A 24,600-nucleotide genomic window follows, 5' to 3' on the forward strand; every position below is an offset into this window, starting at 1 on the left:
TGGTATGAAAAAACTAGGTTTATGGATAGCGCTTATTACGATGGCATTTAGTGCCAACGTGTCTGCATCCTTAGAAATTGTGATAACCGAGGGCGTTGATAGTGCTCGCCCCATCGGTGTTGTGCCATTTAAATGGAAAGGGCAGGGCAGTATGCCCGGCGATATTTCAAAAGTGGTGATGGCCGATTTAATGCGAAGCGGGAAGTTTAACCCGGTATCTGTCGACAAGATGCCACAGTTTCCTGAAACCGCAGAGCAAGTGTCTTACACCGCGTGGGCGACACTAGGTGTAGATACAGTATTAGTAGGTAGTATCGAACCTCAGGGCGGCGATCGTTTCCTTGTATCTTACGAACTAATTGATGTGCTTAAAGGCCAAGTAGACAACGGCCAAGCCAAAGTGCTTAAAAACGGAAGCCTAGTATCAAGTAACAACCATGTTCTTGCTGCCCGCCAAGCCGTGATTAACGGTCGCGATTTTCGCCAGTATGCGCACCGAATTAGCGACATAGTGTACGAAAAGCTTACTGGCGTGCGTGGCGCGTTTCTTACCAAAATAGCGTACGTTATTGTTCGCGACCGCGATACGGTAGAAAAGCCGTATCAATTAGTGATTGCCGACTATGATGGTGAAAACGAAACCCGTCTGTTGTCTTCGCCTGAGCCGCTCATGTCGCCAGTGTGGTCGCCAGATGGTGAGAAGCTGGCCTACGTGAGCTTTGAGAACCGCAGACCGCAAATTTTCATCCAGGATATATACACCAGTGAACGTACGCGCATTACTGACTTTCCAGGAATAAACAGTAGCCCTACATTCTCGCCAGATGGCAAGCAACTTGCTATGGTTTTATCGAAAGATGGAAACCCTGAACTCTATGTGATGGACTTAGCGACGAAAAACCTTCGTCGAATTACACGCAATAGAGCGATTGACACGGAGCCTGCATGGCTACCCGATGGCAGCGGTTTAATATTTAGCTCGGAACGGGGTGGTAAACCCCAGATATATAGCGTAAATTTAAATTCTGGGAAAGTAAGGCGAGTTACCTTTGTCGGGGAACAGAACCTTGGCGGCACGCTATCCCCAGACGGTAAGCAAATGATTATGGTTAACCAAACTAATGGGAACTATCATATTGCTAAGCAGTCTTTGGATGGAGGTTCACCACAAGTACTGACACGGACGTACTTAGATGAATCGCCTAGCGTAGCGCCGAACGGAAGCATGATTATATACAGCACCCTTCATGAGGGCACCCAAGTGTTGTCGTTGGTTTCTCTTGATGGGCGTTTTAAAGCTAGGTTACCAGCAGCCAATGGGCAAGTTAAATCGCCAAGTTGGTCACCATTTTTGTTCTAACAATTTAACGACTAAACAATAAAATTTAAGGATTAGTAGGATGCAAATGAATAAAGTGATGAAGAGCTTCATTATCGCATTGCCAGTAGTGACAATGATGGCATGTTCTTCAGGCCCTAGCGAAGAAGAGTTGGCAGCAGAGCGTAATCGCCTAGCACAAGAACAGGCAGCAGCTGAAGCAGAAGCGCGCGAAGCAGAAGCGCAACGCGTTAAAGCAGAAGCGGCTCAGCGCATGCAGCGTCAAGAAGAAATGGTTCAGCAAGAAATGGAAGCGCTGAAAAACGAACAAACCGTTTACTTTGACTTTGACCGCGCAAGCATCAAGCCAGAGTTCCAGCGTATTCTAGACAAGCACGCGACGTTCTTGGTGAAAAACCCAAGCATGAAGGTAACCATTGAAGGTCATACTGACAGCCGTGGTACGCCAGAGTACAACATCGCGCTTGGCGAGCGTCGTGCACAGTCTGTTGAAACTTACCTACTTAATGCTGGCGTAAGCAGCAGCCAAGTAACAGTAGTTTCATACGGTGAAGAAAAACCAGCAGTGATGGGTTCTACTGAGTACGCATTGCTCAAAACCGTCGCGGAGTGGTTGTATACCGCTAATGACTTTTCTAGCGAATAAGACATTAAAAATGGGCGTCACGTTAAGTGCCGCCCTTGCTGTTTCTACCGCATTTGCGCAAGCACCTGTGGTAGACGCCAACGGCGGCAGTGAATTAGAGCAGCGCATTGTAGTGCTTGAGCGTATTGTAAAAAGCCGTACTGAAATGCAGCATCGACTGCAAAGTCAGCTCGACAACATGCAAATGGAAGTTGACCAGCTGCGTGGTGCGGTAGAAGTGAACACTAACGAGCTTCAAAAAGTTCTAGAGCGTCAGCGTGAGCTTTATCTGGAAATAGATAAGCGCGTAGAAGCACTCAAGCAAAGCGGGGCACTACAAGGTAGTGCAATGCCTAGCGCGGGGGTAGATTCGGGCTCTGTGAGCTCTCCAGCCGCACCTACGCCTACGCAAGCGCCTCAAGCGGGTGAAGATGAAGCCTATGAAAATGCGGTGAATCTGATCCTTAAGTCGCGTGAGTACGATAAAGCCATTCCTGCGTTTCAATCTTTCATNNATCATTTGAAATTGCTAAACTTATCTATGTGTCACTTGATGGGTCGTTAGCTCAGTTGGTAGAGCAGTTGACTTTTAATCAATTGGTCGCTGGTTCGAATCCAGCACGACCCACCATCAAGTCTCAAACAAGCACTCACAACACATCACTTATCAGTTTCTTTTCTATCTTTAAAGCTTTCTAATTAAGTACTGCAATTCATCTCATTGGTCTTTGATCTGGTTTACGCAACCCCATGTAGTAGAACAGGTAAGCACAAATATGACTATTTAATTACGCTAATGTTGATTAGGTAGTGTGTAATTTTTATGACAGTTGGGTATAATCCGCACCCTTGTCGCAACAGAGATGTAGGTTAATGTCAGTAGCATTTCGAGTGGATCAGGTAGAGTACCCGTTCCCAGCAAAACCACAGCCATTATCAGAAGCACGCAAAGCTGAGTTAAAGGCAGAGATTAAAGCCTTGCTAAAGGCCCGTAACGCTGTGCTTGTGGCGCACTATTACACCGATCATGAAATTCAAGCACTCGCTGAAGAGACTGGCGGCTGCGTAGCTGACTCGTTGGAAATGGCCCGCTTTGGTAGAGATGTAGAAGAGCAAACATTAATTGTTGCTGGCGTTCGCTTTATGGGCGAAACAGCAAAAATTCTTAGCCCTGAAAAAACCGTGCTAATGCCTACCCTTGAAGCGACCTGTTCCCTTGATATTGGTTGCCCGGTAAAAGAGTTCAGTGAGTTCTGTGATCAACACCCTGATCACACTGTTGTGGTTTACGCGAATACGTCGGCGGCGGTAAAAGCGCGCGCTGATTGGGTAGTAACGTCAAGCATAGCCTTGGAAATTGTTGAGCACTTAGACAGCCAGGGCAAGAAGATCATTTGGGGTCCTGACAGACACCTAGGCTCGTACATTGCAAAACAAACCGGTGCCGACATGTTAATGTGGCAGGGCGAGTGTATCGTTCACGATGAGTTCTCTGCGCAGAAGCTTGCTGATATGAAAGCCTTGTATCCAAACGCGGCCGTACTGGTTCACCCAGAATCACCAGCCAGCGTGGTAGATATGGCCGATGCGGTTGGCTCGACCAGTCAGTTGATTAAAGCGTCGCAAACCATGGATAACGATACCTTTATTGTTGCCACCGACAAGGGCATCTTTTATAAGATGCAACAACTGACCCCAGAGAAGACGTTTATAGAGGCTCCAACGGGTGGTAACGGCGCTACGTGTAAAAGCTGTGCTCACTGTCCTTGGATGGCAATGAACGGCTTAGAAGCGATTAAGGCGTCTTTAACGGGCGAAAGTGATGGCCATGAAATATTCGTCGATGATGCGTTGCGTAAAGGTGCATTGATTCCCCTTGATCGCATGCTTAACTTCTCGGCCGAGTTAAAAGCAAAAGGTGGCCTTTAGCGCACGTTTTATAAGCACTTGTTGAATAATTTCCAGCAAGTTCTTGATTAAGCGCGCGGCTTTACCTACTATACGCGCGCTCAAGGATTTTCGTAGTCGAAACTTTCTTGATACAAAATTTGGAGAGATGGCTGAGTGGCTGAAGGCGCACGCCTGGAAAGTGTGTATACGTTTATAGCGTATCGAGGGTTCGAATCCCTCTCTCTCCGCCAAATACAAAGAACCGGCTTTACGCCGGTTTTTTTGTGCCAGCTTCGCAGGGCAAAAAAAAGAAACTCACGTGAAGTGAGTTTCTTTTGGTAATAATAGCGCTGTAAATAAGTTACTTCGCAACTTGCTGATGTACTTTGATTAGGTCAGGAAGCTTTTTCGCGTAAATCGCTTTCTTTGTACCTGGGTGAAGTAGTTGGCTTACGAAAGTACGTAAGAAACCAAGTACGAAGGTTTGAACACGGTCAGCGTCTGCTTCGCTAGGGTTAGCGATAAGCGTTTCTGTTTCCGCTTGTACCTTATGAACAATCGGGTCCATCGTGTCTTTACCTGCAACAAGGTCGTTGCCTGTTACTACGCCTTTGCCAAGTAGGTCACGTACTGCGTCATAAAGGTCTGCTGAAACCGCGTTCGATTGGCCCCAATTCGCAATGTTGTACTCTTGTGAAATCTTATCTAGCTCAGCAGTTGGATCGCTAGATTTCAATAGACCTTCAATAAGTTTGTGCGCTTCAGTTTGTTTTACAGGTGTTGATAATTCTGACATTTTTTACTTGATGAAATAGTGAAAAGGCGTTTTATAAATACTTTTCTATTTGCTGTCAAGGTGGCTGATTTTTTTGCTTTAACTATCAATGCATTACGTTTTCGGCACTTAATGGTTTAACGCTTGATAGCCATTAAGTGCTTGTTGTATTTTTACAGCACTCTACTTACATTTAGCGGGTAGCTATTGTGCTAGGCAGACATTCTGCTTTCGTTTTTGTCTGCCTTTGCCTGAGCAGGTAGGGACAGTGTGAAAGCAGAGCGCTTCGCCTGAACGTTTTCACTTAGCGTATTGTTAAGCCTTGCTGCAATACGAATACTGTCCTCGTTTGCTTCTTTTGCTAGTTTTGCTTTTGTAAATGCCGCTACGCTTTCGTAATGCGTTTGTGCCTTACCCTCTGCTTCTAAGAAAGCCGCACCGGCGTACTGGCCAAGTTTATAGTCGTGGCGAAGCTGTGCATCACTGCTGCCAAGAAGTTTGCTTTGCAGTTTCTTAGGTGCAAAAATTTGAATGACTTCTACACCCTCTGGTGGATTTTCAATAAACGCCAACTCTTTTTGATAGGCGTGCTCATGCTGCAGAAGGTAATCAATGGTCTTCGGGCATGTCCCCGTTGCGCACATAACCGCGCTTATTTTTTGTAGCCATGGCGACTGTGCTTGAAACCCTTCATCTACCGTACGAATCACGACAATTTTAGTCGCCCCTCGTTGGTAGGCTTCGGTAACTGGCAAAGGTGCAGCTAGGCCGCCGTCTAAGTAAAAATCGGTGTTAGCTGCTTTCTTCGCTTCGATTTCGGTATGCAGCGGTACGCCTTGCTTATAAAGTAATGGTAAAGCACTTGACGCTTTGATTAGGTCAACCCAGTTATTTTGACTTTTCATCGGGTTCAAAAAGTAGGCTTTTCTATCTCGCGCATTAGTTGCTGTAAATAGAATTTCTCTGTTGGCCACATTACTTTTTGCCGTATCTAGGTCAAGCAAACGATTTGCTTCTTGGGTTTTTTGAAAGTACCAGTCTAAATCGACAATGTGCTTGCCCACTAAGCCGCGCCCCATCTGGAAAAACCGCTTGTGTCGCGTTAATCCTCGAATAAGTCGCTTGGCATAGCCCTTCTGACGGGCTACAAAGCTTGTTAAGTTTTGCGAACCTGCCGACGTGCCAATTAAAATATCGAAAGGGTCGTGGCCAGCGTCTAGCCATGCATCAAGTACCCCTGCCGTAAAAATTCCCCGTTGGCCGCCACCTTCCGCTACCAGGGCAACTTTGCCACTTGCAGTGTCTATAGCGTTACGAGTATAGGTAGATGCAGGTTGTTGACCGAACATGGTAAGCCTCTATTTGACCATATGTTAATTGACTACTCGGTCTAATTGTAGAGAGATCAACCTGACTATTAAAATTGAAAGAACGAATCGGTGTGATAGGAAATAACTGATTTGAATGCGTTTTTGTTATTTTTTTTGTGGCTTTTTTGTTTACATTATGATCAGCTTCGCGCTACGTTACGTGATAGCTAGCGCGAGGGCCTAAGACAACATGCTAATCCCATAAGCGTGATCTAAATTTATCAAAAGCTCGATGAGATGCGAGTGTCATCCAGGTATTAGCACTTAGTGAAATGCACTTAGGCATAGCGGGTTCAGTAAAGCGCGTATTATTTTGACAAAAGACGACTATAGGAAGTGAAGATGACAAAGGTAACTGTGTTAGGGGCAGGCAGTATTGGCTGTTATGTTGCTGGATGCCTGCTGTCGTCGGGCGCTGTACCTAGTTACGTCAATAGCATAACGCTTATCGGGCGTGAACGGTTACAGCAAGATATTGCCAAGAACGGAATTAAAGTGACTGACTGGCAAGGGCGCAAGCAAATTGTAAACCCTGAACACGTCACTTTCGCTTTGGATAATAAAAGCCTAGAAGACGCTGACTACATTTTACTGTGCGTAAAAAGCCAAGATACCGCCCATGCTGCAAAAATGATCAAGCAGTGGGCCAAACCAAGTGCGATTGTTATTAGCTTGCAAAACGGAGTTTCTAACCCAAGCCGGCTTCGAAAGTATCTATCGCAGGAGGTTATTGCAGGCATGGTTCCTTTCAATGTGTTCTACAAAGGGCAGGGGCACTTTCATTGCGGTACGGAAGGAAACTTGGCACTCGAAGATCCGCAAGGGCTGTGCAAACCGCTAATTAGTGGTTTAGAAAACGCATCGTTGCCGGTAACGGTTTATGAGGATATTGTCGCCGTGCAATATGGCAAGCTTATTATGAATTTGAATAACGCGGTGAATGCCTTATCGGGCGTCCCCTTGAAAAAACAATTAGGCGACAGGCAATACCGGCGGGTTATGGCACAGGTACTAAGTGAAGCGTTAGAGGTACTTAACGCTGAAGGCATTACCCCTGCAAGAACCGGAAAGGTCATCCCTCAACTAATGCCGACAATCATGAAACTGCCCAATTTTCTATTCAACATTGTAGCGGCATCGACGCTCAAGATAGACCCCGAAGCTCGCTCATCCATGTATGAGGATTTACTGCTAGGAAGACGAACTGAAGTGGATTATCTGAATGGTGAAATTGTGAGGCTAGGGGAGAAAACTAAGATTCCTACTCCTGTTAATCGCCATATAGTATCTTTGGTAAAACAGTCAGAGCACGCCAAATCGGGAAGCCCCCACTTAGCGGCTAACGCGCTTTTAGGCCAATAAACTAGCGGTTCAACATTAAATATTACATTTTTATGTCATTTTTGTGTCAGCGCTCTTGAATCTTATACTAAAATCTATATCCTGCGCGCAAATTTCCGTATTCTCAGTATGTTTTGCGTTTCAAATCTCAATTTTCATTATCTCTTTTTTTAGGGCTTTTCTTCACGTGGTGTCTACCGATTAAAGGTGTAGCCTCTGAAGAGTTGGCAATCTCAGATGTTGTACCTTCGGCGTATACAGGCAATGGCCTTAGCTATAAAAGTGACAACCAGCAGTTTTCTTTACGCGTTCGCGGGCGTATCCAGTTTCGCTACGCCAATCCAGGGGCTGGTCAACCTACGCAGCCCAGTGATTTCGACCACGTTGGTGGAAATCAATTCGGTGTTAACCGAGCGCGTATTAAGGTAGACGGCCATATCGGCAAACCTTGGTTCACTTACAGTATCGAATATGACGCCGCCGATCAAAGAACATTGAATGCCACAGTGGCGTTTGAAAAGTATGACTCGCTAAGCGCAAAGCTTGGTCAATGGAAAGTCGAATACTCAAGAGAACGAAGCGTAAGTAGCGGAGGTCAACAAATGATGGACCGCTCGATAATCAATAGGATATTCACGCTAGACAGACAAATGGGCGCTTCTATTTACGGTCATATCGATAACGGCGGTGCTGCTAATTTCAATTACTGGGCAGGTATGTTTAATGGTTCAGGTCGTGGTGACTATAGTAATCATGATGGTGAGGCCATGTATTCGGGTCGTCTGCAGTGGAATTTTTTAGGTAAAGAAGTCGGTTTTAAGAATAGTGACATTGCACGTTCATCTACTCCGAAAGCCGCGATAGCTATCGCAGGGGCTAAGTTTAAAAGTCAATTCACGCGTTTCTCTTCATCTGGAGCAGGTAATTTGACCAACTTTGATGAAGGTGAGGTTGAAGGGCAGTACGATATTCGACAATTTGTGATTGACGGCGCTTACTTTTACAAAGGCTTTAGTGCCCAAGCGGAATACCACGAGAAAAACATTGTTGATGTGGCTAATGATAATATCGAAACAACGTTGCGTGGATACTATATTCAAGCAGGCTACTTTTTAAATGCATCAATAAGCTGGTGGCCAAAGCCTTTAGAAATTGCAGCGCGCTTTGCTACCTATTCGCCTAATACCAGCGAAGAAGACCAAAGCTTCTATGAAAAAACCGTAGCGTTGAATTGGTTTTTTAACGGCCATAAAAATAAATTAACCGCACAGGCAAGTCGCGTCTCGCTTGAGCAACTTGGTAGTGAAGTTGGCGATAGCACTATTTATTCGTTGCAGTGGGACGTGAGCTTTTAGCCTCGTGTATTAGCCAGCGGTGAGGTATCGACGTAAAGTGTCTACTAAGTGGGCTTTGTCAACGGGCTTACCAACATGAGCATTCATGCCGGCGGCCAGACACTCGTCGATATCGTGCTGCATTGCATTTGCAGTTAACGCAATACTGGGAGTATGCATCTTTAGCGTTTGCCGGATATGCCGTGTTGCACTTAACCCATCGACTTCAGGCATTTGAACATCCATTAAGACTAAGTCGAATTGGTTATTGGCTACAGCATTTATTGCCTCCTGTCCGTTAGAGACATGATGCAAGTCTAGGCTGAATTCTTCTAACAAAGCTTTGATCACTTCTACGTTGATGTCGTTATCTTCTGCGAGCAAAACACGTTTCCCCGCCAGCGTGCATGGCAATTTGTCAGACGAGTCCGTTGAAGCGACATGCTCAACGTCAGAGGCAATAGCGAAGGTTATATCAAACGAAAACGTTGTTCCCTTATTTACTTCGCTTTCAACCGATAAAGAGGAGCCCATTAATTTAAGTAAGTTATTGGTAATATTAAGGCCTAACCCCGTTCCTCCGTATTTTCTAGCAATAGAACTTTCCGCCTGTGTAAAAGGCTTGAATAGCTTTGCTTGGTTCTCTTTAGAGATGCCTATGCCATTATCTTTTACCCAGCAATGAAGAGCATAGTGGCTATCACATACTTCAATTAAAGCGATTCCAATTTGTACGGAGCCTTCTTGAGAAAACTTAATAGCATTGCTAATTAAGTTAGCCATTATTTGCTTAAACCTAAGCTCATCGAACATCAATTCACTGCTAAGGTTTTCGTCAATATTGAGTTCGAGATGTAAACCTTTGCGCTGCGCTTGGTCTGAAAAAATATCTCTTAACGTGTGAATGCTCGATTTTATATCGTGAGGTCTAATGGCTAGGGTTAATTTACCGGCCTCTATTTTTGAAAAGTCTAGCAGGTCGTTGATAAGCTGCAGCAGCATTTCTGATGCGGTGACAATTTTTCGTGTAAGCGTTTTTGTTTGCAAATCAGAAGAGCGCTTATCTACCGTTTGTCCAAAGCCGATAATGGCGTTTAAAGGTGTACGGATTTCATGGCTGATATTAGAAATGAATTCCGACTTTAAACGGCTGTGTTGCTCGGCCTTTTCTTTGGCCGATAAGTAAAGCGCGTTTGCCTGTTTTGATTTTCTTAAAAGTATTAAAATGATGACAATGGTGACCATTGTCAAAGCAACTAAGATGGTCAAGAGTGTTGAAAAAAGTCTTTGAGTTCTCTGCGCTTCGTTTTTCAGGAGTAAGGCTTCTTCGAATGCCTTATTTTCATTTTCGAGTAAATTAGCCCGTTCTTTCTCTTGGGTAATTTGTTGAACCAGGTTAGCGCTTTCAATAAGTTCTAAATCCTCGTACTTCTTTGCTTGTAAATATGCTTCGTGAAATACCTCAAACTGTTCGAACGCTAATTTATAGTTGCCTCTCGCTGCGGTGATATAAGCGGCGGTTTTTTCTAACTGCGCGCGCCACGTGGTTTGTTCATCTTCCCTATTTTCATCGTAAAGCTGGCGTGCAAGTTCTAGCGATTGATGGGCCTCATCTAACTCACCTAAAGTGAGGTGGGCCTCGGCTTTTAAGCGATAGATTTCACTATTGTAAAAAGATGAAGAAAGGGGATGGGTAAGTACTTTTTCAGAAAGCGCTATCGCAGACTTTAAATCTCCAGCACGATAATATGTCGTTGCTATCCCATAGATGGCTAGAAATTCTGAGTAATTAATATCTATTTCTTTATCGTGTTCAACGGCGCGCTCGAGGTAGATAATGGCTTTGTCGTAGTTACCTAAATTTCGGTATAAAATACCAATAGCATAAAGATTGTCGCTTTCTAAAATACGCTGATTGGCCGCTTGTGCGCCTTTAAGGGATTTCTCATAAAAGTGCAAGGCAAGGTCGAAAGCGCTAACTGACTGATAGTAATCAGCCACGATAGAATCGTAGAGGGGCCTTAGGCGAGAAAGATCGTGGGTGATAAGCAAGTCATTGACGGCGTTAATAAGCTCTGCATTGGGAGCGAAAACCTGCCCTTCACTGTAAGTAAGAATCTGATAAATTAAGGTGTAGGCTTTAACGTCAGCAGGTATGGAGGGGGCAGAAATTATAGCGTCAAAACGGTTGTAAGCTTCGGTATAGTTTGCACTTATGCCATACATTCTCGCTATTCCTGCTGAGATTATGAGCCCGTCTCTGGAGTTATTTTCTAAACCTTGTAGTTCGCGTAAAACATTCTCATCCGGTCGCTGATGTATTAACAGTTGATAGCGAACATATAAGGCGGCGACCGCTCTTTTCTCGTCTACTTTTAACGTATCAGATAATAAAAGCGTTTCTAATTCATCAATTGCAGCGCCTATCGGCATAGGCGACGTTGTTTCTACTTGCAGCCTGATTTCGTTGACTCGGTCAGCTATTGATGCGTGAACATGAAATGCACCCAAACCTAATGCAAAAACGCATAAAAATGTCGTATGAAAAAACGGTTCAAAGTTAGGCGCCCCCATGCCAGAAGACTATCAATACTAAACGATTAAGATAGTTTATAACTTAATCAATAAGTCTAAACTACTTGAAGGTAAGAAATCACTTCAAGGAGAAGAGAAAATGAATGAGAGCACTAAACTTAACTACGTAGAGTTTGCTTCATTAAATTTAGCCGCATCTAAAACGTTTTTTACGTCCGCGTTCGGTTGGTGCTTTACCGATTATGGTCGTGATTACAGTGCGTTTAGCAATGCTGGTTTGGATGGTGGGATTTTTGCTGCTGAGCAAGTGACGCAAGCGGAAAGCGGGGCGCCTTTGCTCGTGCTGTATGCCCCTAATATTTCTGACGCACAGCATAATGTTGAAAATGCGGGCGGTACAATTACTAAGCCGCTGTTTGATTTCCCTGATGGTTGTCGCTTTCACTTTGTCGAGCCCGGCGGCAATGAGCTTGCTGTTTGGTCTGAGTCGGCGAAATAGACTCATCGACGTAGCTTAGTTTACAGGAATCTGTCTTACGCCACTAAAGGTCCAACGTCATCAACAAAAACGCCTTGCTTGTGTTCAATTCACGGCGCAAGGCGTTTTAATTTTTAATAAATAGAAAACTAGCGACTAGTTTTGCTCAAGCACAATGCGCAACATCCTGCGAAGTGGCTCAGCAGCGCCCCATAACAGCTGGTCGCCCACGGTGAACGCAGAAATATATTCTGGCCCCATGTTGAGCTTACGAATACGGCCTACTGGAATAGACAGGGTACCGGTAACTTTCGCTGGCGTAAGTTCCCGCATGGTAGCATCACGGTCATCAGGAATAACTTTTACCCAATCGTTGTGCTTTGCAAGAATGCTTTCAATCTCGCTAACGGGTAAGTCTTTCTTTAGCTTAAGCGTAATTGCCTGGCTGTGACAGCGCATAGCACCTACACGCACGCAAATACCATCAATAGGTACTTCACTGCCTTGGATACCTAAAATTTTATTGGCTTCTGCTTGGGCTTTCCATTCTTCACGGCTTTGGCCTGAAGGAAGCTGAGAATCGATATACGGAATTAAGCTTCCGGCAAGTGGTACACCGAACTGCTCGCTTGGGTATTCTGCGCTTCGAATAAATTCAGATACTTGTTGATCGATATCCAATATAGCGGTAGCCGGATCTTCCACTTTGTCTTTTACATTAGCGTGAATGGCCCCCATTTGACTAATTAATTCACGCATGTGTTTAGCACCAGAGCCCGACGCCGCTTGGTAGGTCATTGGCGATGCCCACTCAACCAAGTCTTGCTCAAATAAGCCGCCTAGTGCCAATAGCATAAGTGACACGGTACAGTTACCGCCTACATAAGTGCGAATGCCCTTTTCAATGCCACTATCAATTTCTTTGCGGTTCACTGGGTCTAGTACAATGACTGCATCGTCTTTCATGCGTAGTGCTGATGCAGCGTCAATCCAGTAGCCCTTCCAGCCTGATGCCCGCAAGTCGTCGTAAACCGCTTTGGTATAGTCGCCGCCTTGGCAAGTAATAATAATATCTTGTTTAGAGAGCGCCTCGATATCATGCGCATCTTCTAAAACACCTGCATCTTTGCCAGCAAAATTTGGTGCTGCAATACCCTTTTGAGAGGTAGTGAAAAAGGTGGGCTCAATGTGCGCGAAATCTTGCTCTTCTTGCATGCGCTGCATTAATACTGAGCCAACCATACCGCGCCAGCCCACTAAACCTACTTTTTGTTGTGACATTAAATTGAGAACCCTTGTTACTAAATTGAAAAGTACCTCATTGTTTGCGTGCTTATTAAGCCAGCTTCACCAGGTTAAGCATGGTAATGACTTTTAATTGCTCAGCACCCAAACAATGGCGAACGCCGCTACCAATAGAGGGCGTAATACCTGTCGTTTTTATTTTTGTCCCCGCAGTCTAAGTGTTATTTATCGCGCTGGCTAGATGGTTTTTTATAAATAATCTGTTGGCGATATAAGCATGTTGAAAACGGTGCAATTGAAAGTAAGTATTATATAGATTTGATTGAAGCTGCTTTAACTAAAGTCACTATTATCGCAGGGAAGCTTGATTGGTAACCTAATGAAAAGGCTGTTGATGTATATGAGCAACATGCCATGTTTCGAACACAGTATTAATAACGGGCGCGACAGATGGAATAGGGTTAGAAACCGTGAAGATGTTGGGTAAAGAAGGTCACAACATTATTCTTCACGGCAGGAGTAAAGCGAAGCTAGACAACATTAAAGGCGCGCTAGAAGCCCAATACCCAGGAAGTACATTTGCCGCTGTTCAAGCAGACCTTTCATTGTTTGATGACGTAAAGCAACTTGCTGTTGAGGTGAAAGCAAAATATAAACATTTATTCTGAACGCTTTGCTGAAGTTTCTGGTGAATATTTTGATAACGATCACAATACTTTTGCTCAGTTACAGTCTCTTCGCGAATGACCCCGCACACGTAACTAAGCTTATCGAAGAGATGGAGGCGATCATTTCTGCGCATTAATATCGGCTCTCATCAATTCTATTTTTGATAGAAAAGAATAAAATGTTGGATAGCCGTCTCATTTCTAGTATTTGCGAACTTTATTATATAAACGGCCTGAAAATTGCTTTTAACTTTTACCGTTTCCCTCACAATGTGTGGGGGAATCAGCACTTGTTGAGATACGCTTTACGGAAAACGTAGTTCTTAACAAATATTGTTAAAGTGAGGAAAGCATGCAGTACGATAGTCACACGAAATTTGCTACCACAACTGTATTTTTACATTGGTTAGTTGGACTAACCATTATTGGAATGCTCGCAACGGGCATTTATATGGCGGAAAACGGTGTATACACGCTTTATCCTTGGCATAAAGCCATAGGCTTCTTACTGTTGTTCGTAGCGTTAGCCCGCGTGGTTTGGCGTATGAAAAACGGCTGGCCATCCGCTGCGGCGAACTACAAACCCTTAGAGCACAAGCTTGCTACCGTCGTGCACTGGGTACTGATTTTATCAACGCTCCTAATGCCAATTTCGGGGCTAATGGCTTCTGTATTGGGTGGTCATGGTTTATCTGTTTTCGGTGTAGAGGTATTTGCTCCTAACTTTAGTGTTGATGACCCAGAAAAAACACTACCCATAAATTATGAGCTTTCAAAAGCGGGCGCAGCTATCCACTTTTACTTAGGTTATACCGTGATTGTCGCTTTATTGCTACACATTGCTGGCGCATTAAAGCACCATCTTGTTGATAAAGATGGTACGCTTAAACGTATGTTAGGTAAAACGATTAGCGAGTAGGCGCTATGTTGGTGTAACTTGGGTTGAAGCTTTGTAGCATCAAGACGATGGAACAGCTGTGGCCTATTAGACGCCAAGCACTCAATAACCTAAAATCCCAAAGCATTAATGCACATTTATGTATGCGCTAATACTGAGAGCCGAGTTGAATCTACTCGGCTTTTGGTTTTTCTGAATGAGCAAAGATAAGGTAGTCCTCTGGAGCCGCTATCTTATTTTGTTTCGCTTTATACATAGCAATATCCGCCAGTTTTATGAGCGCATGGGTGTTACTACTTGTTTGCGGGTAGAAAGCAACGCCCACGCTCATAGAAATTACGGTAGGCTTGGTATCATTATTAAAGTAGAAGGGCTGCTTTACCCCGTTGTTCACCTTTTCTATGACTTTTTGCACTGACGTCTCATCTTCCGCTTGAAGTAACAGAACAAACTCATCGCCACCCCATCGTATTGCTACGTCATTTTTGCGTATATTTTCTTTCAACTGTTCAGCAACGAAAATAAGTACTTCATCGCCTGCGTCGTGGCCGTAAATGTCATTAACCGCTTTAAACCCGTTTAAGTCTATAAGCGCTAACGCAAAGTGATGCTCTTTTCTCATCAACTTAGCAATAAGCTTTTCACCACCATTTCGGTTATAAATGCCAGTTAAAGCATCGAAGTCCGCTTGCAGCGCTAGTTTTTGAAGCTCTTGTTTTCGGCTTGAAATGTCATTTAACGTAAGCTGGTAGTAACGCTCGCCTTCGTCGGTCAGCAGCGGGCTTGCGATTAATTGCACCCACGTGACGTTATCGCTAACCGCAGATACGAGTTTATACTCGCCGGTAGCGAATTCATTTCGTGCAAAGGCCTCTTTGAGTGAGGCTTTCATCAACGTTGCGTTTTCAAATAACTCTTCGAGTAGTTCGCCATAGCCTTGCTTAATTCCAAGGCCAACCTTTTCTACCAAGTCATTGAATGCCTGGTTTCTAAGCTCGATAACCCCGTTTTCCGTCATTAAAACGGTTGCAGTTTTGGCATTTTCGAACAGCATCCTAAAGCGTTTTTCCAAAAATTCGATTTCTTCTCTTAGCTGCCGCTCTTGAGAGAACTGCTCCTCCACTTTGCTTAATAGCTGGTTGGTATCATCGACTAATACGCCTATCTCACTGCGGGCGTGATAATCTGGCACAGCAATGCGCTGTGTTGTGCCGGGGGTAATTTCGTGCAAGGAGCGGCTAACGCGGAGCATAGGTAAAATTATGATGTAGTAGGCGATAATTAACGCAACAATACCTACGACAAGTGCTTCCACGTATAGCGAATAGCTATTGTCGGTACTGATTGTCTCAGCTTGGCGGATAATATGATCAAAGTTTGGGTATATGTTTACTTCCGCTAATGTTTCTTCAGGTATAAACGGATGCCGTACTAAAAATACCCGAGGCTCAGAATTTAAGTTAATTGCCTCTGTTACGTTGAATTGATAATAAAGGGCGTCACTTTTAATAGAGGCCGCTAAAATTTTATCACTCTTAACTAAACCATTAATCGCCTCTTTAGCCAGGTCTTCATCTTCTAAGAAAGCCGCTATCGATGCGGTTGCACCAACAGTTCGGTAAAGCTCTTTGATATCTTGGTTCGCTTCACTAATTTCATGTTTGTAGGTGGCGCGATAAAAAAACTCTGCGGTGGTCAGCACCACTAGCATCGCAGCAATCACCAAAAAAAGTGCGAAACGAAAGCCTAAACCCTGAACATTAATCAAAACGATATACTACCTTCATTTTGTCGGTAACAGACGACTCATAAACATAGGCTAGGGCCGACTCATCAGCTTCAAGTCGCTGTCTAACATCATCTAGTGTCTGCTCAACTGCAGGAGGTTTCACTCGCCCGGAAAACTTTAATCTAGACCAATAGGCGTTAACACGGGCCAGCGGTAACCCAACTAATGCTTGGTAAAATTGAGCTTTTAGCTTTGCATCTAATTCAACATCAATGGGGGTTGCTTGCTTCCCGTTAGGAAACGCTGAATACTTGCCCATAAAAAGGTCAATTAAGCCTTTTTTATCTAATATCTGCACGTCATTCTTTTGATTAGTAACAACCACAATTGTGTCTGATACCTGTGCTGCACAAGAAAAGCTAGTAAATAAAAGCACTACTGTAACGATCAAGGGGGAGCGGCTAAAAAATTTCATGATGCCCCCTTAAAAGCTAAAGCTTAAAGCAAGGAAGAGGGTGTGCGCTATGCCTTCTTCATCATCAACAACGAGCCCATTTCTGGCTCTAAGACCCGTCCCCCGTGCATCTATATCCGTTCGTTCGACTTGGGCTTTGAACGCTAAATTCTCGCGTAAGTCCCAGCGCCAGCCAACCGATATGGTTTGTTGATTGTGAGCCAGTGAGCTTGCTACCTCTTCAACAAATATGGCTAGTTCAGCAGTAGCGGGGATGATAGGGAAATTAGGCTGCTCTTCGCTTAGGAAATAGGTGTCTGTTTTTGCGAATGAAAAGAGGCCGTAAAAGGTGTGCGCACCATAAAGATAACTAACATTTAGAAAGCCATTAAAAGAGGGCCTTAGCGCTATAGACTCCGAGTCAATATGAGACAGCTCGCCAGACACCTCCCAGTCACCCAAATAGTGATTGGCATAAAGTGAGGTATATTGGATGGTGGCGTTGCGTAACTGCACCGAATTTGCAAAATCGCTCGCGCCGCTCCAGAAGGGTTGTAATAATGCTACCGCTGACCTTACTTGTGCTATGTCAAAATTATCATTCTCAGCTTCAGTCCGCGTGTGTTTTAGCGCCACACTCCAATCAAATGCCGTTAACTCTATTCCAAGAGAGCGCAGATCTCTAAATACAATTGGCTCGAATGCATTGCTAGAAAAGTCGCTTTCTCCTTCACCCCAAAAACCTTTAACGGAGAGATTGAAATCGCGATAACGTCTTAAATAGCTAATATCAGCCCCATCAAAACTTCGCGCTGGAACAATACCGTAAACTTCAGTCGGGACTTTTACCCAAGGGTAGGCAATGGAAACGTCTCTGGTGTCACTGAAATGGAAGATATCCGCTGCTAGCCTTCCCGCTCTTACCTGCCAGGATGGGGTGATGCCGTAGCGTAAAAAAGCCATTTGGGTGATAGAGTCTATGTTCTGCTCATCTTGCTCTCGATAAACAAATTGCCCTACGAAATCTAGGTCATCTGAAACGCTGTAATCGAGCTGTACGCCGATTAAACTTAGTGGTTTAAACGCAAAGCCGTCTTTTTTTGCATATTCTGCTTGTGAACGGTCGTTGCGAAACTGGTAAATTCGGGTATCGGCAGTGGCAGATGCTAGGGTACCAAATCCGCTAACTTTCAGCTTTTCTTGATCTGCTAAAACGCATTGCGCTACCAGTATACTTACTGCGGCCGCAATGAAAGTGAACGGCTTATTTATCATCTTTTTTCCCAGTTTAATGGTTGTTCCTACTATCGCTAACAATTTTATCTTTGTAAGAATTTTAGCTATTTCAAGCATAGTAAAGAAACGCAAGAACACATTAAAAATTTCCTATTTTTGTTTTAAAAACCGACGAGATACATGAAATAACGCAATTAAAATGGTGGCGTGTTCTACGCTACAATTCCACTGAGTTTTTCATCCCAGTATGGTGTGCCACTAAAGCGTTCGGCCAGATAATCAATAAATGCGCGTACCTTTGGAGCAAGCAAACGGTTAGTGGGGTAAACAGCCCACAGGGCACAGTCGGTGGCAAGCGGGTAGTCATGTAATACTTGTACAAGCTCGCCATTTTCTAGATACGGGTAGCTGCACCAAGTGGCGGTTAGTGTTAAACCGCAGCCTTGAATACAGCGTCGCGTACGGCTTCTCCATTGTCCATTCGCAGGTGATTAGGTGTTTTAATTGAGATAGTGCCGTGGCTTCCTTTAAAGTCCCACACTTCTAAGCCGGTAAGATTTACGATTTTATGATTTTTAAGATCGGCCGGCGTTTGTGGCGCGCCGTTTTTTTCTATATAGCTTTTAGAAGCAACGATAATACGCTTGTCATCGGCGAGTTTCTTTGCATGTAAATTCGAGTCTTTTAGCTCTGCATCGCGAATCGTCACATCAAACCCGCCTTCTACCACATCTAAAATGCTATCGCTAAATCGGAAGTCGATGTTCAGTTTTGGGTATTGTTCCAAAAATTCGTTGATGGCAGGCACTAAATGCATACGACCAAACGACGCTGGCGCGGTTACCCGCAACGTACCTTGCAAGGTTTGCGCTCCGCTACCAACCGCCGCTTGGGCCGTTTCAATACTATCTAGCACTTCTTGTGCGTGGGGCAAAAATTGTTTGCCTTCGTCGGTAAGCGATACTTTTCGTGTCGTACGATGAATAAGCCGAACACCCAAGGTGTCTTCAAGTTTGCCAATGTGGGCACTTGCCACGGCAGGAGATATGTTGAGCTCTCGCCCTGCGAGGCTGATATTCGCAGTGCTAGCAATACGCACGAAAAGCTTAAGATGTTCTATATTCATCGCAATTATCAATAAAATCTAAAAACTGTTTGCTTTTATAACCCCATTTGAAAAGCGCCAGTTGAAAAGTGCCAGTTAAAACAGCGAGCCCTACCCATAACGACTAAATGCTTTATAATTCTCTGTGCAAAGGAGAAACAAATGTGAACGAATATGCGCGGTATTTTAATGGCTACCCTTCAAATATTGTTGAACAAGCGCTTAAGCTTATTGAGAACAGTCAGCTTAAACATTACCTATTAAAAAAGTACCCAGAAGCCCATGACGTAACCACAGACAAGTTGCTGTATCAGTATGCGACTGAATTAAAGAAGCAGTTTTTAAAAAATGCTCCGCCATTTGGGCGCGCCGCGTTTAAAAAGCAAGGGGATATGATAACTAACGCTTTAGGTACGCATACCTACCGTATGCAGGGTAAAACGCGCAAGCACGATTTAGCCATTAATAACGATTTACTCTATGCGCCGGAGCCTTTGCTGAAAGCGCTGGTAGTGCATGAATTAGCGCACTTTAAAGAAAAGGACCACAACAAAGCATTCTATAAACTCTGCTGTTACATGGAACCCTATTACCATCAGCTAGAATTGGATTTAAGGTTATTTTGCGTCGCTGTTTCATTGGGCGAAAACCCGTATACATAATGGCTTAAGATAAGTAAAGCGGTTATACTTGTACGTGGGTTAAAAATAAGATAGCGCTCACGAATGAGCTACCTGTAGTCATTGTGGAAGTCGCACCATATTATTGGTTTCAACTAAACAAGGAGTATCGATGGGCATAGCGAATATCATGTCTACACGGGTTGTCAGTGTTCACATGGATGATAGTTTACAGTCGCTAAGGGAGCTATTTGCTGCGACAGGTTTTCATCACCTTGTGGTAGTTCACGACAATAAACTACAGGGTATTATCTCTGATAGAGACCTGATGAAGTCGATTAGCCCTTTTGTCGATACGCTTAGCGAGCGCTTACTTGACCGAGCAACATTAGATAAACGGGCACATCAAATAATGACGCGGGAGGTGATAACGCTTAACCCAAGTGATTCCGTGTTTGCGGCCATTACGCTTTTTAACAATCATAAAATTTCCTGTATTCCCATCATCGATGGAGATAGTCACCCGGTAGGCATGGTGTCGTGGCGCGATGTGATGAAGTTTATGCAAAGTAGGGTAGAGGCTAAGCGCTAGGTAAGTACACGCCAATCAAATATAGGGAACGCCCTATAACGGTAGCAGCCTCCCTGCCGGAGTTTATGGAAATTCCAGCAGAGAGGCCCGTTCTGTGCAAACGCTAGCTTTTGCGATAACTTACTTTAAACAGCAAGCTGTAAAGCACGGGGACCGCGATAAGGGTAAGCACAGTAGCAAACGCTAAGCCGCCCATGATCGTCACCGCCATATCAGCAAAGAAGGCGTCGAAGAGTAGCGGCGCCATTCCTAAAATAGTCGTCACCGCCGCTAGTGAAACCGGGCGTACACGGCTTATCGTCGCTTCAACAATGGCTTGTCGTATCGCTAAGCCTTCTTCTATTTGAAGGTCAATTTCTTCAATTAGTACTATGGCGTTTTTGATCAACATACCAAATAAACTTAAGAAGCCTAACAGCGACATAAAGCCAAACGGCATATCGGTGGCTAGCAAACCGGTAACCACACCCACTATCGCCATAGGCACCACAAGCCAAATAATAAGCGGCTGACGGGCGTGTCCGAATAAGAGCACGGAAATAATAAACATGACTAAGAACCCTGCAGGTAGGCCAGCACCGAGGGCCTTTTGCGCATCGCTTGAGCTTTCAAATTCGCCGCCCCATTCAAGTGAATAGCCCTGCGGAAGGTCGATGTCTTCAATTACTGGACGAATGCGAGCCAGCGCTTTGGCTGCAGTTTCATCATCGCCAGGCTCTGCCTCAACAGTGATAGTGCGAACGCGGTCGCGGCGGTGAATGCGCATTTCTTCCGTCATCAGCTCTAAACCTTGCGAAACCTGTGTAAAAGGCACGTACTGGCGCTGTTGGGTGCTCCACACTTGCGATTCGCGGATAGACTGCAATTCGGTGTCTTCGGCCTTACCCATTTTCGCAACAATGCTATAGGCATAGTCGCCGTCTTGCACCGTACCTAGCTGAACGCCGCTACTTGCGTACTGAATGGTTTGGCTGAAGTCGCTATGGGAAACCCCAGCAATTCCTGCATTGTAGTTGTCGTATTGCGTATTAATGGCAAAGCCTTTTTCGCGCCAGTTATGGCGTATATCTTTAACCTGTCCATCTTCAAAAAGCCGGGCTTTTGTTTCTTCTGCAAGCTGTCGCAGAACGTCGGCATCCGGGCCAGAAAAACGGGCTTCTAATTTAGCGCCGGAACCCGGGCCAAACTGCATGCGTTCCATGTAAAAGCTTGCATCGAAATCTAGGTGGGTAAGTTTGTCTGCAAGCGCCGATTGAATAGCCGGAATATTTTCAAGTTCATTAGCCCGTACCATGAAAAATGCGTAGTTTTCATTAGCACTTTTAGGCGCATACGTTAGAGTAAAACGATCGGCACCTTGCCCAATGAAGGTGGTCACCGCCGTTACGTTTTCCATTTCCAATATGCGTTTCTCTGCTTCCTTAGCAACCTCTTCAGTGGCGCGAATATCACGGTCTTGAGGGCCCCAGTAATGGACAAAGAAGAGTGGCGCATTAGACGGCGGGAAGAACCCTTGCTTAACCATGCCAAAGCTGCCGTAGGCCACAATAGTAATGACAAACAACGCACCAATGGTTATCCAGCGTAGCCGCAGCGCACTTAACAACGTACCTTTGAACCATTTTTGCATGGCCGAGGGCTCATTGTTGTTTGTCTGATTGATGCCTTTACGGTAGAAGTATGAACCAAGTACAGGCACTAACGTCACCGCAAGTACCCAACTAATCATTAGGGATACCAGTACCACGGCGAACAAGGAATACAGAAATTCACCGGTAGCATCGTTAGAGAGACCAATGCCCGAAAACGCGGCAATACCAATTACCGTAGCGCCTAAAAGCGGCCATTGGGTTCGCTTGACAATAAAGCTAGCAGACTCTTTAGCTGTAGAGCCTGTGGCCATGCGAAGCATCATGCCTTCGGCTACTACAATAGCGTTGTCTACTAACATCCCCATAGCAATAACCATAGCGCCAAGGGATATGCGTTGTAGCTGAATATTCATTAGCCACATGATGAGAATAGTGCCAAGTACGGTAACCAGCAGCACGGCACCCACTACAACGCCAGAGCGCCAGCCCATAAATAAACACAAGGTAAGGGTAACAACCGCCACAGACATAACCAGGTTATTAATAAAACCTGTAACCGACTCGTCAACAACAGACGCTTGGTCGTAGATAGGGGTAAGCGTAATACCGACAGGTAACTCTTGCAGCAGCTTTTCTACTTTTGTGTTTACGCGCTCGCCTACATCAACAATGTTTACATCGGTAAGTGCGGACACGGATAAAGTCAGTGCCTCTTCACCGTTATAGCGCACGTGAACCGGTTGAATGTCGGCGGGCTCAAGTTTTAGTGTCGCAATGTCTGCAACGCGCAGCGAACGGTTTGTGCCCGGAACAACCACAGATAAATTCGATATTTCCTCAAGTCTGTCAGGGGCGCGCTCTACAATTAGCCGCACGTTTTTCTCGTCTACCTTAATACGACCGCCGTTAAAGGGGCGCAAGTTATCCTCGAAAAGCACGGCAAGATCAGGAAAAGAAATGCCTAAACCAGCGAGTTGGTAGGGGTTGATGTACGCCACAATTTGCTCTTTTTGAACGCCTGTCACATTAACCTTAGCTACGCCCTCTGTAGTAAGCAGGTCACGGCGTATAATGCGGGCAAACTCGCGAAGTTCTCGTGTGTCAAAATCCGGCGCACTTAGCGCGTAATAAAGGCCGTATACATCGCCAAAATCGTCGAACACTATGGGGTCTTGTGCACTGGCGGGCAGTGAGCTGGCGGTGTCTCGAAGACGCTTTCGTAATTCATCCCAAATTTGTGGCAGCAGGTTACTATCGTACGTGCTTTTCACTTCAACCGTAATTTCAGACAATCCCGGAGAAGAGACAGAAGTCACCTCCTTTAGCTGCGGCATTTGTTGAATAGCAATCTCTAAGCGCTCAGTCACTTCACGCTCTACTTTTTCTGCACTTGCCCCTGGGTAATTGGTATATACCTTTACTTGTTTAATAGTAAAGGCAGGGTCTTCTAAGCGGCCAATCTTGCTCATGGCTAATACGCCGCCTAATAAAAGTATGACGACCATTAACCAAACGTTAACCGGTTTGTCTATTGAATAGCGTGCGATATCCATAAACTACTTCTCTCCTTGATAAGGAAGCACTTTCATATTTGCACGCATTTGTGTGGCACCGGCGGCGACTACTTTTTGTCCTAGAGTCAGGTTGCTTTGGCCATTGCTTTCTATGATCGCTAGTTCGTCTTCAATGTGCTTAACTTCGACCGTTTGTTTGGTTACCGAGTTAGACGCTTCGTTGTATACCCAAACTGAGAAACCCGCATCGGCATTGCCCACAAGTGACCTTACCGGAACAACTAAGCCTTCAGGGTATAAGCTACCTTGTAAGCTTACTTTAACCACAGCACGGGCGCCGGGTGTAAGCGGCAGTTCTTCACGAGGCTCCATAGCAAATACCACTTCATAGGTTTGCGAAACGGGGTCGGGTTGCGTGGAGTGCTCTACGTAATTCACTGGATACCACTGACTGCGGTTAGTGGCTAACGTTGCGCTGGCTTGCTTGATACCACGACCAATATTTGCAGTAAGTAAGCGCTCAGGCACATTGATATTGAAGTAAATCTTTGACACATCTTGAAGGCGAGCAATAGGAGTGCCCGCAGCGACAAAGCTGTTGTTTTCAACAAGACGCTGCGATACTTTTGCATCGAAAGGCGCGTAAAGTTGCGTGTAGCTTAAATCTTGCTCAGCATTTTTTAAGTCGATAACGGCAAGCTCATAGGACGTCTTTGCCGAGTCTAACGAACTTTGTGCCACCAATTTTTGCGCGAACATTTTTTCAATTCGGTCGAGCTCACGTTTGGCTTGTTCCAGTCGCGTCTTTGACTCATCTACACGGCGTTCAAAAGGCTTTCGGTCGATTGTCGCCAGCAGCTTTCCTTTACTGATATCACTGCCTGTTACAAGGTCGGTTTGTATAAGCCTACCTGATACTTCAAAACTCAGATCGACGGTTTTTACCGCCGATACCACAGCGGGAAAGGTAAATTCATCGTAGTCAGGAATATTACTGACCGTGGCTAACTTAACATAGCGAGGAGAGGCCTGTGATTGCTCCTTTACTGGCTCTTCAGAAGAACAAGCCGTAAGGGCAGAAACCGACAATATGCTTAAAAATAATAGGTGAGTAAATCGCATTATAGGCATAAGTGCGTGTAATCCAATGTCAGGGTAAATAATGTATAGACGTGTGTACATTAAGTCTTCGTTACTTCACAAAGGCAGAAATGGACGAATTTAACTTAAAGTAAACTGGTGAGTGCATTTTAGTGCGGT

General features: G+C 44.9%; 18 protein-coding genes, 2 tRNA genes and 3 pseudogenes. 13 read left to right on the forward strand and 10 right to left on the reverse strand.

The genetic code is table 11. The features are described from left to right. Positions 1-4 precede the first annotated feature (4 nt). The 6 genes and pseudogenes from tolB to MADE_RS06630 all read left to right on the forward strand — a co-directional run bounded on the left by tolB (position 5) and on the right by MADE_RS06630 (position 4,105). Positions 5-1,360 carry a Tol-Pal system beta propeller repeat protein TolB gene (gene tolB / locus MADE_RS06610; protein ID WP_015066693.1) on the forward strand — a complete coding sequence of 452 codons (1,356 nt, stop codon included), beginning with the start codon at positions 5-7 and terminating at the stop codon, positions 1,358-1,360. A gap of 40 nt (positions 1,361-1,400) precedes the next feature. Next, a pseudogene (pal, locus tag MADE_RS06615) lies at positions 1,401-1,966 on the forward strand (peptidoglycan-associated lipoprotein Pal). Continuing rightward, positions 1,966-2,475, forward strand: a pseudogene (locus MADE_RS19980) (YbgF trimerization domain-containing protein); the annotation flags it as partial. The pseudogenes pal and MADE_RS19980, both read left to right, overlap by 1 nt. Before the next feature lie 44 nt (positions 2,476-2,519). Next, positions 2,520-2,595: transfer RNA gene (locus MADE_RS06620), tRNA-Lys, on the forward strand. Between the two features lie 242 nt (positions 2,596-2,837). Next, entirely contained in the window at positions 2,838-3,893 is a 1,056-nt protein-coding gene (nadA, locus tag MADE_RS06625; RefSeq protein WP_015066697.1) for a quinolinate synthase NadA, read from the forward strand. A gap of 121 nt (positions 3,894-4,014) precedes the next feature. Further along, a tRNA-Ser gene (locus MADE_RS06630) sits at positions 4,015-4,105 on the forward strand. 110 nt (positions 4,106-4,215) lie between these two features. Here the strand turns inward: MADE_RS06630 and MADE_RS06635 are convergent. After that, positions 4,216-4,650, reverse strand: a complete 435-nt coding sequence (locus MADE_RS06635) for a hypothetical protein (RefSeq protein ID WP_015066702.1) — start codon at positions 4,648-4,650, stop codon at positions 4,216-4,218. Between the two features lie 191 nt (positions 4,651-4,841). Then, on the reverse strand, positions 4,842-5,978 hold the full coding sequence (locus MADE_RS06640) for a patatin-like phospholipase family protein (RefSeq protein ID WP_023559588.1): 1,137 nt from the start codon (positions 5,976-5,978) through the stop codon (positions 4,842-4,844). Positions 5,979-6,341: 363 nt separating this feature from the next. On the opposite strand from MADE_RS06640, the gene MADE_RS06645 reads away from it, so the two are divergent. Both MADE_RS06645 and MADE_RS06650 read left to right on the forward strand, forming a co-directional pair. After that, positions 6,342-7,361, forward strand: coding sequence for a 2-dehydropantoate 2-reductase (locus MADE_RS06645; RefSeq protein ID WP_015066704.1), 1,020 nt, complete (start codon positions 6,342-6,344; stop codon positions 7,359-7,361). Positions 7,362-7,564: 203 nt separating this feature from the next. Continuing rightward, positions 7,565-8,695: an OprO/OprP family phosphate-selective porin gene (locus MADE_RS06650; protein ID WP_015066705.1), complete on the forward strand. Its 1,131-nt coding sequence runs from the start codon at positions 7,565-7,567 to the stop codon at positions 8,693-8,695. A 9-nt stretch (positions 8,696-8,704) separates the two neighbouring features. On the opposite strand, the gene MADE_RS06655 is transcribed toward MADE_RS06650, so the two are convergent. Beyond that, entirely contained in the window at positions 8,705-11,248 is a 2,544-nt protein-coding gene (locus MADE_RS06655; protein ID WP_023559589.1) for an ATP-binding protein, read from the reverse strand. 100 nt (positions 11,249-11,348) lie between these two features. On the opposite strand from MADE_RS06655, the gene MADE_RS06660 reads away from it, so the two are divergent. Beyond that, the gene (locus tag MADE_RS06660) at positions 11,349-11,708 is read left to right on the forward strand and encodes a VOC family protein (RefSeq protein WP_015066707.1); all 360 of its coding nucleotides are present in this window, start codon (positions 11,349-11,351) and stop codon (positions 11,706-11,708) included. A 135-nt stretch (positions 11,709-11,843) separates the two neighbouring features. Here the strand turns inward: MADE_RS06660 and asd are convergent, their stop codons facing one another. After that, entirely contained in the window at positions 11,844-12,968 is a 1,125-nt protein-coding gene (gene asd / locus MADE_RS06665) for an aspartate-semialdehyde dehydrogenase (RefSeq protein WP_020743195.1), read from the reverse strand. Positions 12,969-13,408: 440 nt separating this feature from the next. On the opposite strand from asd, the gene MADE_RS06670 reads away from it, so the two are divergent. Both MADE_RS06670 and MADE_RS06675 read left to right on the forward strand, forming a co-directional pair. Further along, positions 13,409-13,600, forward strand: coding sequence for a Rossmann-fold NAD(P)-binding domain-containing protein (locus MADE_RS06670; RefSeq protein ID WP_015066709.1), 192 nt, complete (start codon positions 13,409-13,411; stop codon positions 13,598-13,600). Between the two features lie 352 nt (positions 13,601-13,952). Continuing rightward, complete coding sequence (locus tag MADE_RS06675) at positions 13,953-14,519, forward strand: cytochrome b (protein WP_015066710.1); 567 nt, start codon at positions 13,953-13,955, stop codon at positions 14,517-14,519. 151 nt (positions 14,520-14,670) lie between these two features. On the opposite strand, the gene MADE_RS06680 is transcribed toward MADE_RS06675, so the two are convergent. The 4 genes and pseudogenes from MADE_RS06680 to MADE_RS06695 all read right to left on the reverse strand — a co-directional run bounded on the left by MADE_RS06680 (position 14,671) and on the right by MADE_RS06695 (position 19,043). Beyond that, positions 14,671-16,266, reverse strand: coding sequence for a sensor domain-containing diguanylate cyclase (locus MADE_RS06680; protein ID WP_023559591.1), 1,596 nt, complete (start codon positions 16,264-16,266; stop codon positions 14,671-14,673). Then, positions 16,259-16,702 (reverse strand): type 2 periplasmic-binding domain-containing protein, encoded by a 444-nt coding sequence (locus tag MADE_RS06685; RefSeq protein WP_015066712.1) that lies wholly within the window; start codon positions 16,700-16,702, stop codon positions 16,259-16,261. Before MADE_RS06685 ends, MADE_RS06680 begins: the two co-directional genes overlap by 8 nt. Positions 16,703-16,711: 9 nt before the next feature. Then, the gene (locus MADE_RS06690; RefSeq protein WP_041912851.1) at positions 16,712-17,956 is read right to left on the reverse strand and encodes a hypothetical protein; all 1,245 of its coding nucleotides are present in this window, start codon (positions 17,954-17,956) and stop codon (positions 16,712-16,714) included. Between the two features lie 173 nt (positions 17,957-18,129). After that, positions 18,130-19,043: pseudogene (locus MADE_RS06695) on the reverse strand (LysR family transcriptional regulator). 143 nt (positions 19,044-19,186) lie between these two features. Between MADE_RS06695 and MADE_RS06700 the strand changes: the two are divergent. Together MADE_RS06700 and MADE_RS06705 are read left to right on the forward strand one after the other, a co-directional pair. Next, positions 19,187-19,684, forward strand: a complete 498-nt coding sequence (locus tag MADE_RS06700) for a M48 metallopeptidase family protein (protein ID WP_023559595.1) — start codon at positions 19,187-19,189, stop codon at positions 19,682-19,684. A 130-nt stretch (positions 19,685-19,814) separates the two neighbouring features. Continuing rightward, complete coding sequence (locus MADE_RS06705) at positions 19,815-20,234, forward strand: CBS domain-containing protein (RefSeq protein WP_015066716.1); 420 nt, start codon at positions 19,815-19,817, stop codon at positions 20,232-20,234. A gap of 103 nt (positions 20,235-20,337) precedes the next feature. Here the strand turns inward: MADE_RS06705 and MADE_RS06710 are convergent, their stop codons facing one another. Both MADE_RS06710 and MADE_RS06715 read right to left on the reverse strand, forming a co-directional pair. Next, complete coding sequence (locus MADE_RS06710) at positions 20,338-23,379, reverse strand: efflux RND transporter permease subunit (RefSeq protein ID WP_023559596.1); 3,042 nt, start codon at positions 23,377-23,379, stop codon at positions 20,338-20,340. Between the two features lie 3 nt (positions 23,380-23,382). Further along, positions 23,383-24,522 carry an efflux RND transporter periplasmic adaptor subunit gene (locus MADE_RS06715; RefSeq protein WP_023559597.1) on the reverse strand — a complete coding sequence of 380 codons (1,140 nt, stop codon included), beginning with the start codon at positions 24,520-24,522 and terminating at the stop codon, positions 23,383-23,385. Positions 24,523-24,600: the final 78 nt, after the last annotated feature.

It is taken from the genome of Alteromonas mediterranea DE (genome assembly GCF_000020585.3).
Lineage (GTDB): Bacteria > Pseudomonadota > Gammaproteobacteria > Enterobacterales > Alteromonadaceae > Alteromonas > Alteromonas mediterranea.

Excerpts from the sequence above, each read along its gene's own strand:
- MADE_RS06640 (WP_023559588.1), bottom strand. The coding sequence starts at position 5,978 with ATGTTCGGTCAACAACCTGCATCTACCTATACTCGTAACGCTATAGAC.
- MADE_RS06675 (WP_015066710.1), top strand. The coding sequence starts at position 13,953 with ATGCAGTACGATAGTCACACGAAATTTGCTACCACAACTGTATTTTTA.
- tolB (WP_015066693.1), top strand. The coding sequence starts at position 5 with ATGAAAAAACTAGGTTTATGGATAGCGCTTATTACGATGGCATTTAGT.
- MADE_RS06635 (WP_015066702.1), bottom strand. The coding sequence starts at position 4,650 with ATGTCAGAATTATCAACACCTGTAAAACAAACTGAAGCGCACAAACTT.
- MADE_RS06715 (WP_023559597.1), bottom strand. The coding sequence starts at position 24,522 with ATGTACACACGTCTATACATTATTTACCCTGACATTGGATTACACGCA.
- asd (WP_020743195.1), bottom strand. The coding sequence starts at position 12,968 with ATGTCACAACAAAAAGTAGGTTTAGTGGGCTGGCGCGGTATGGTTGGC.
- MADE_RS06655 (WP_023559589.1), bottom strand. The coding sequence starts at position 11,248 with ATGGGGGCGCCTAACTTTGAACCGTTTTTTCATACGACATTTTTATGC.
- MADE_RS06670 (WP_015066709.1), top strand. The coding sequence starts at position 13,409 with ATGTTGGGTAAAGAAGGTCACAACATTATTCTTCACGGCAGGAGTAAA.
- MADE_RS06685 (WP_015066712.1), bottom strand. The coding sequence starts at position 16,702 with ATGAAATTTTTTAGCCGCTCCCCCTTGATCGTTACAGTAGTGCTTTTA.
- MADE_RS06690 (WP_041912851.1), bottom strand. The coding sequence starts at position 17,956 with ATGATAAATAAGCCGTTCACTTTCATTGCGGCCGCAGTAAGTATACTG.
- MADE_RS06710 (WP_023559596.1), bottom strand. The coding sequence starts at position 23,379 with ATGGATATCGCACGCTATTCAATAGACAAACCGGTTAACGTTTGGTTA.
- MADE_RS06705 (WP_015066716.1), top strand. The coding sequence starts at position 19,815 with ATGGGCATAGCGAATATCATGTCTACACGGGTTGTCAGTGTTCACATG.
- MADE_RS06660 (WP_015066707.1), top strand. The coding sequence starts at position 11,349 with ATGAATGAGAGCACTAAACTTAACTACGTAGAGTTTGCTTCATTAAAT.
- MADE_RS06645 (WP_015066704.1), top strand. The coding sequence starts at position 6,342 with ATGACAAAGGTAACTGTGTTAGGGGCAGGCAGTATTGGCTGTTATGTT.
- nadA (WP_015066697.1), top strand. The coding sequence starts at position 2,838 with ATGTCAGTAGCATTTCGAGTGGATCAGGTAGAGTACCCGTTCCCAGCA.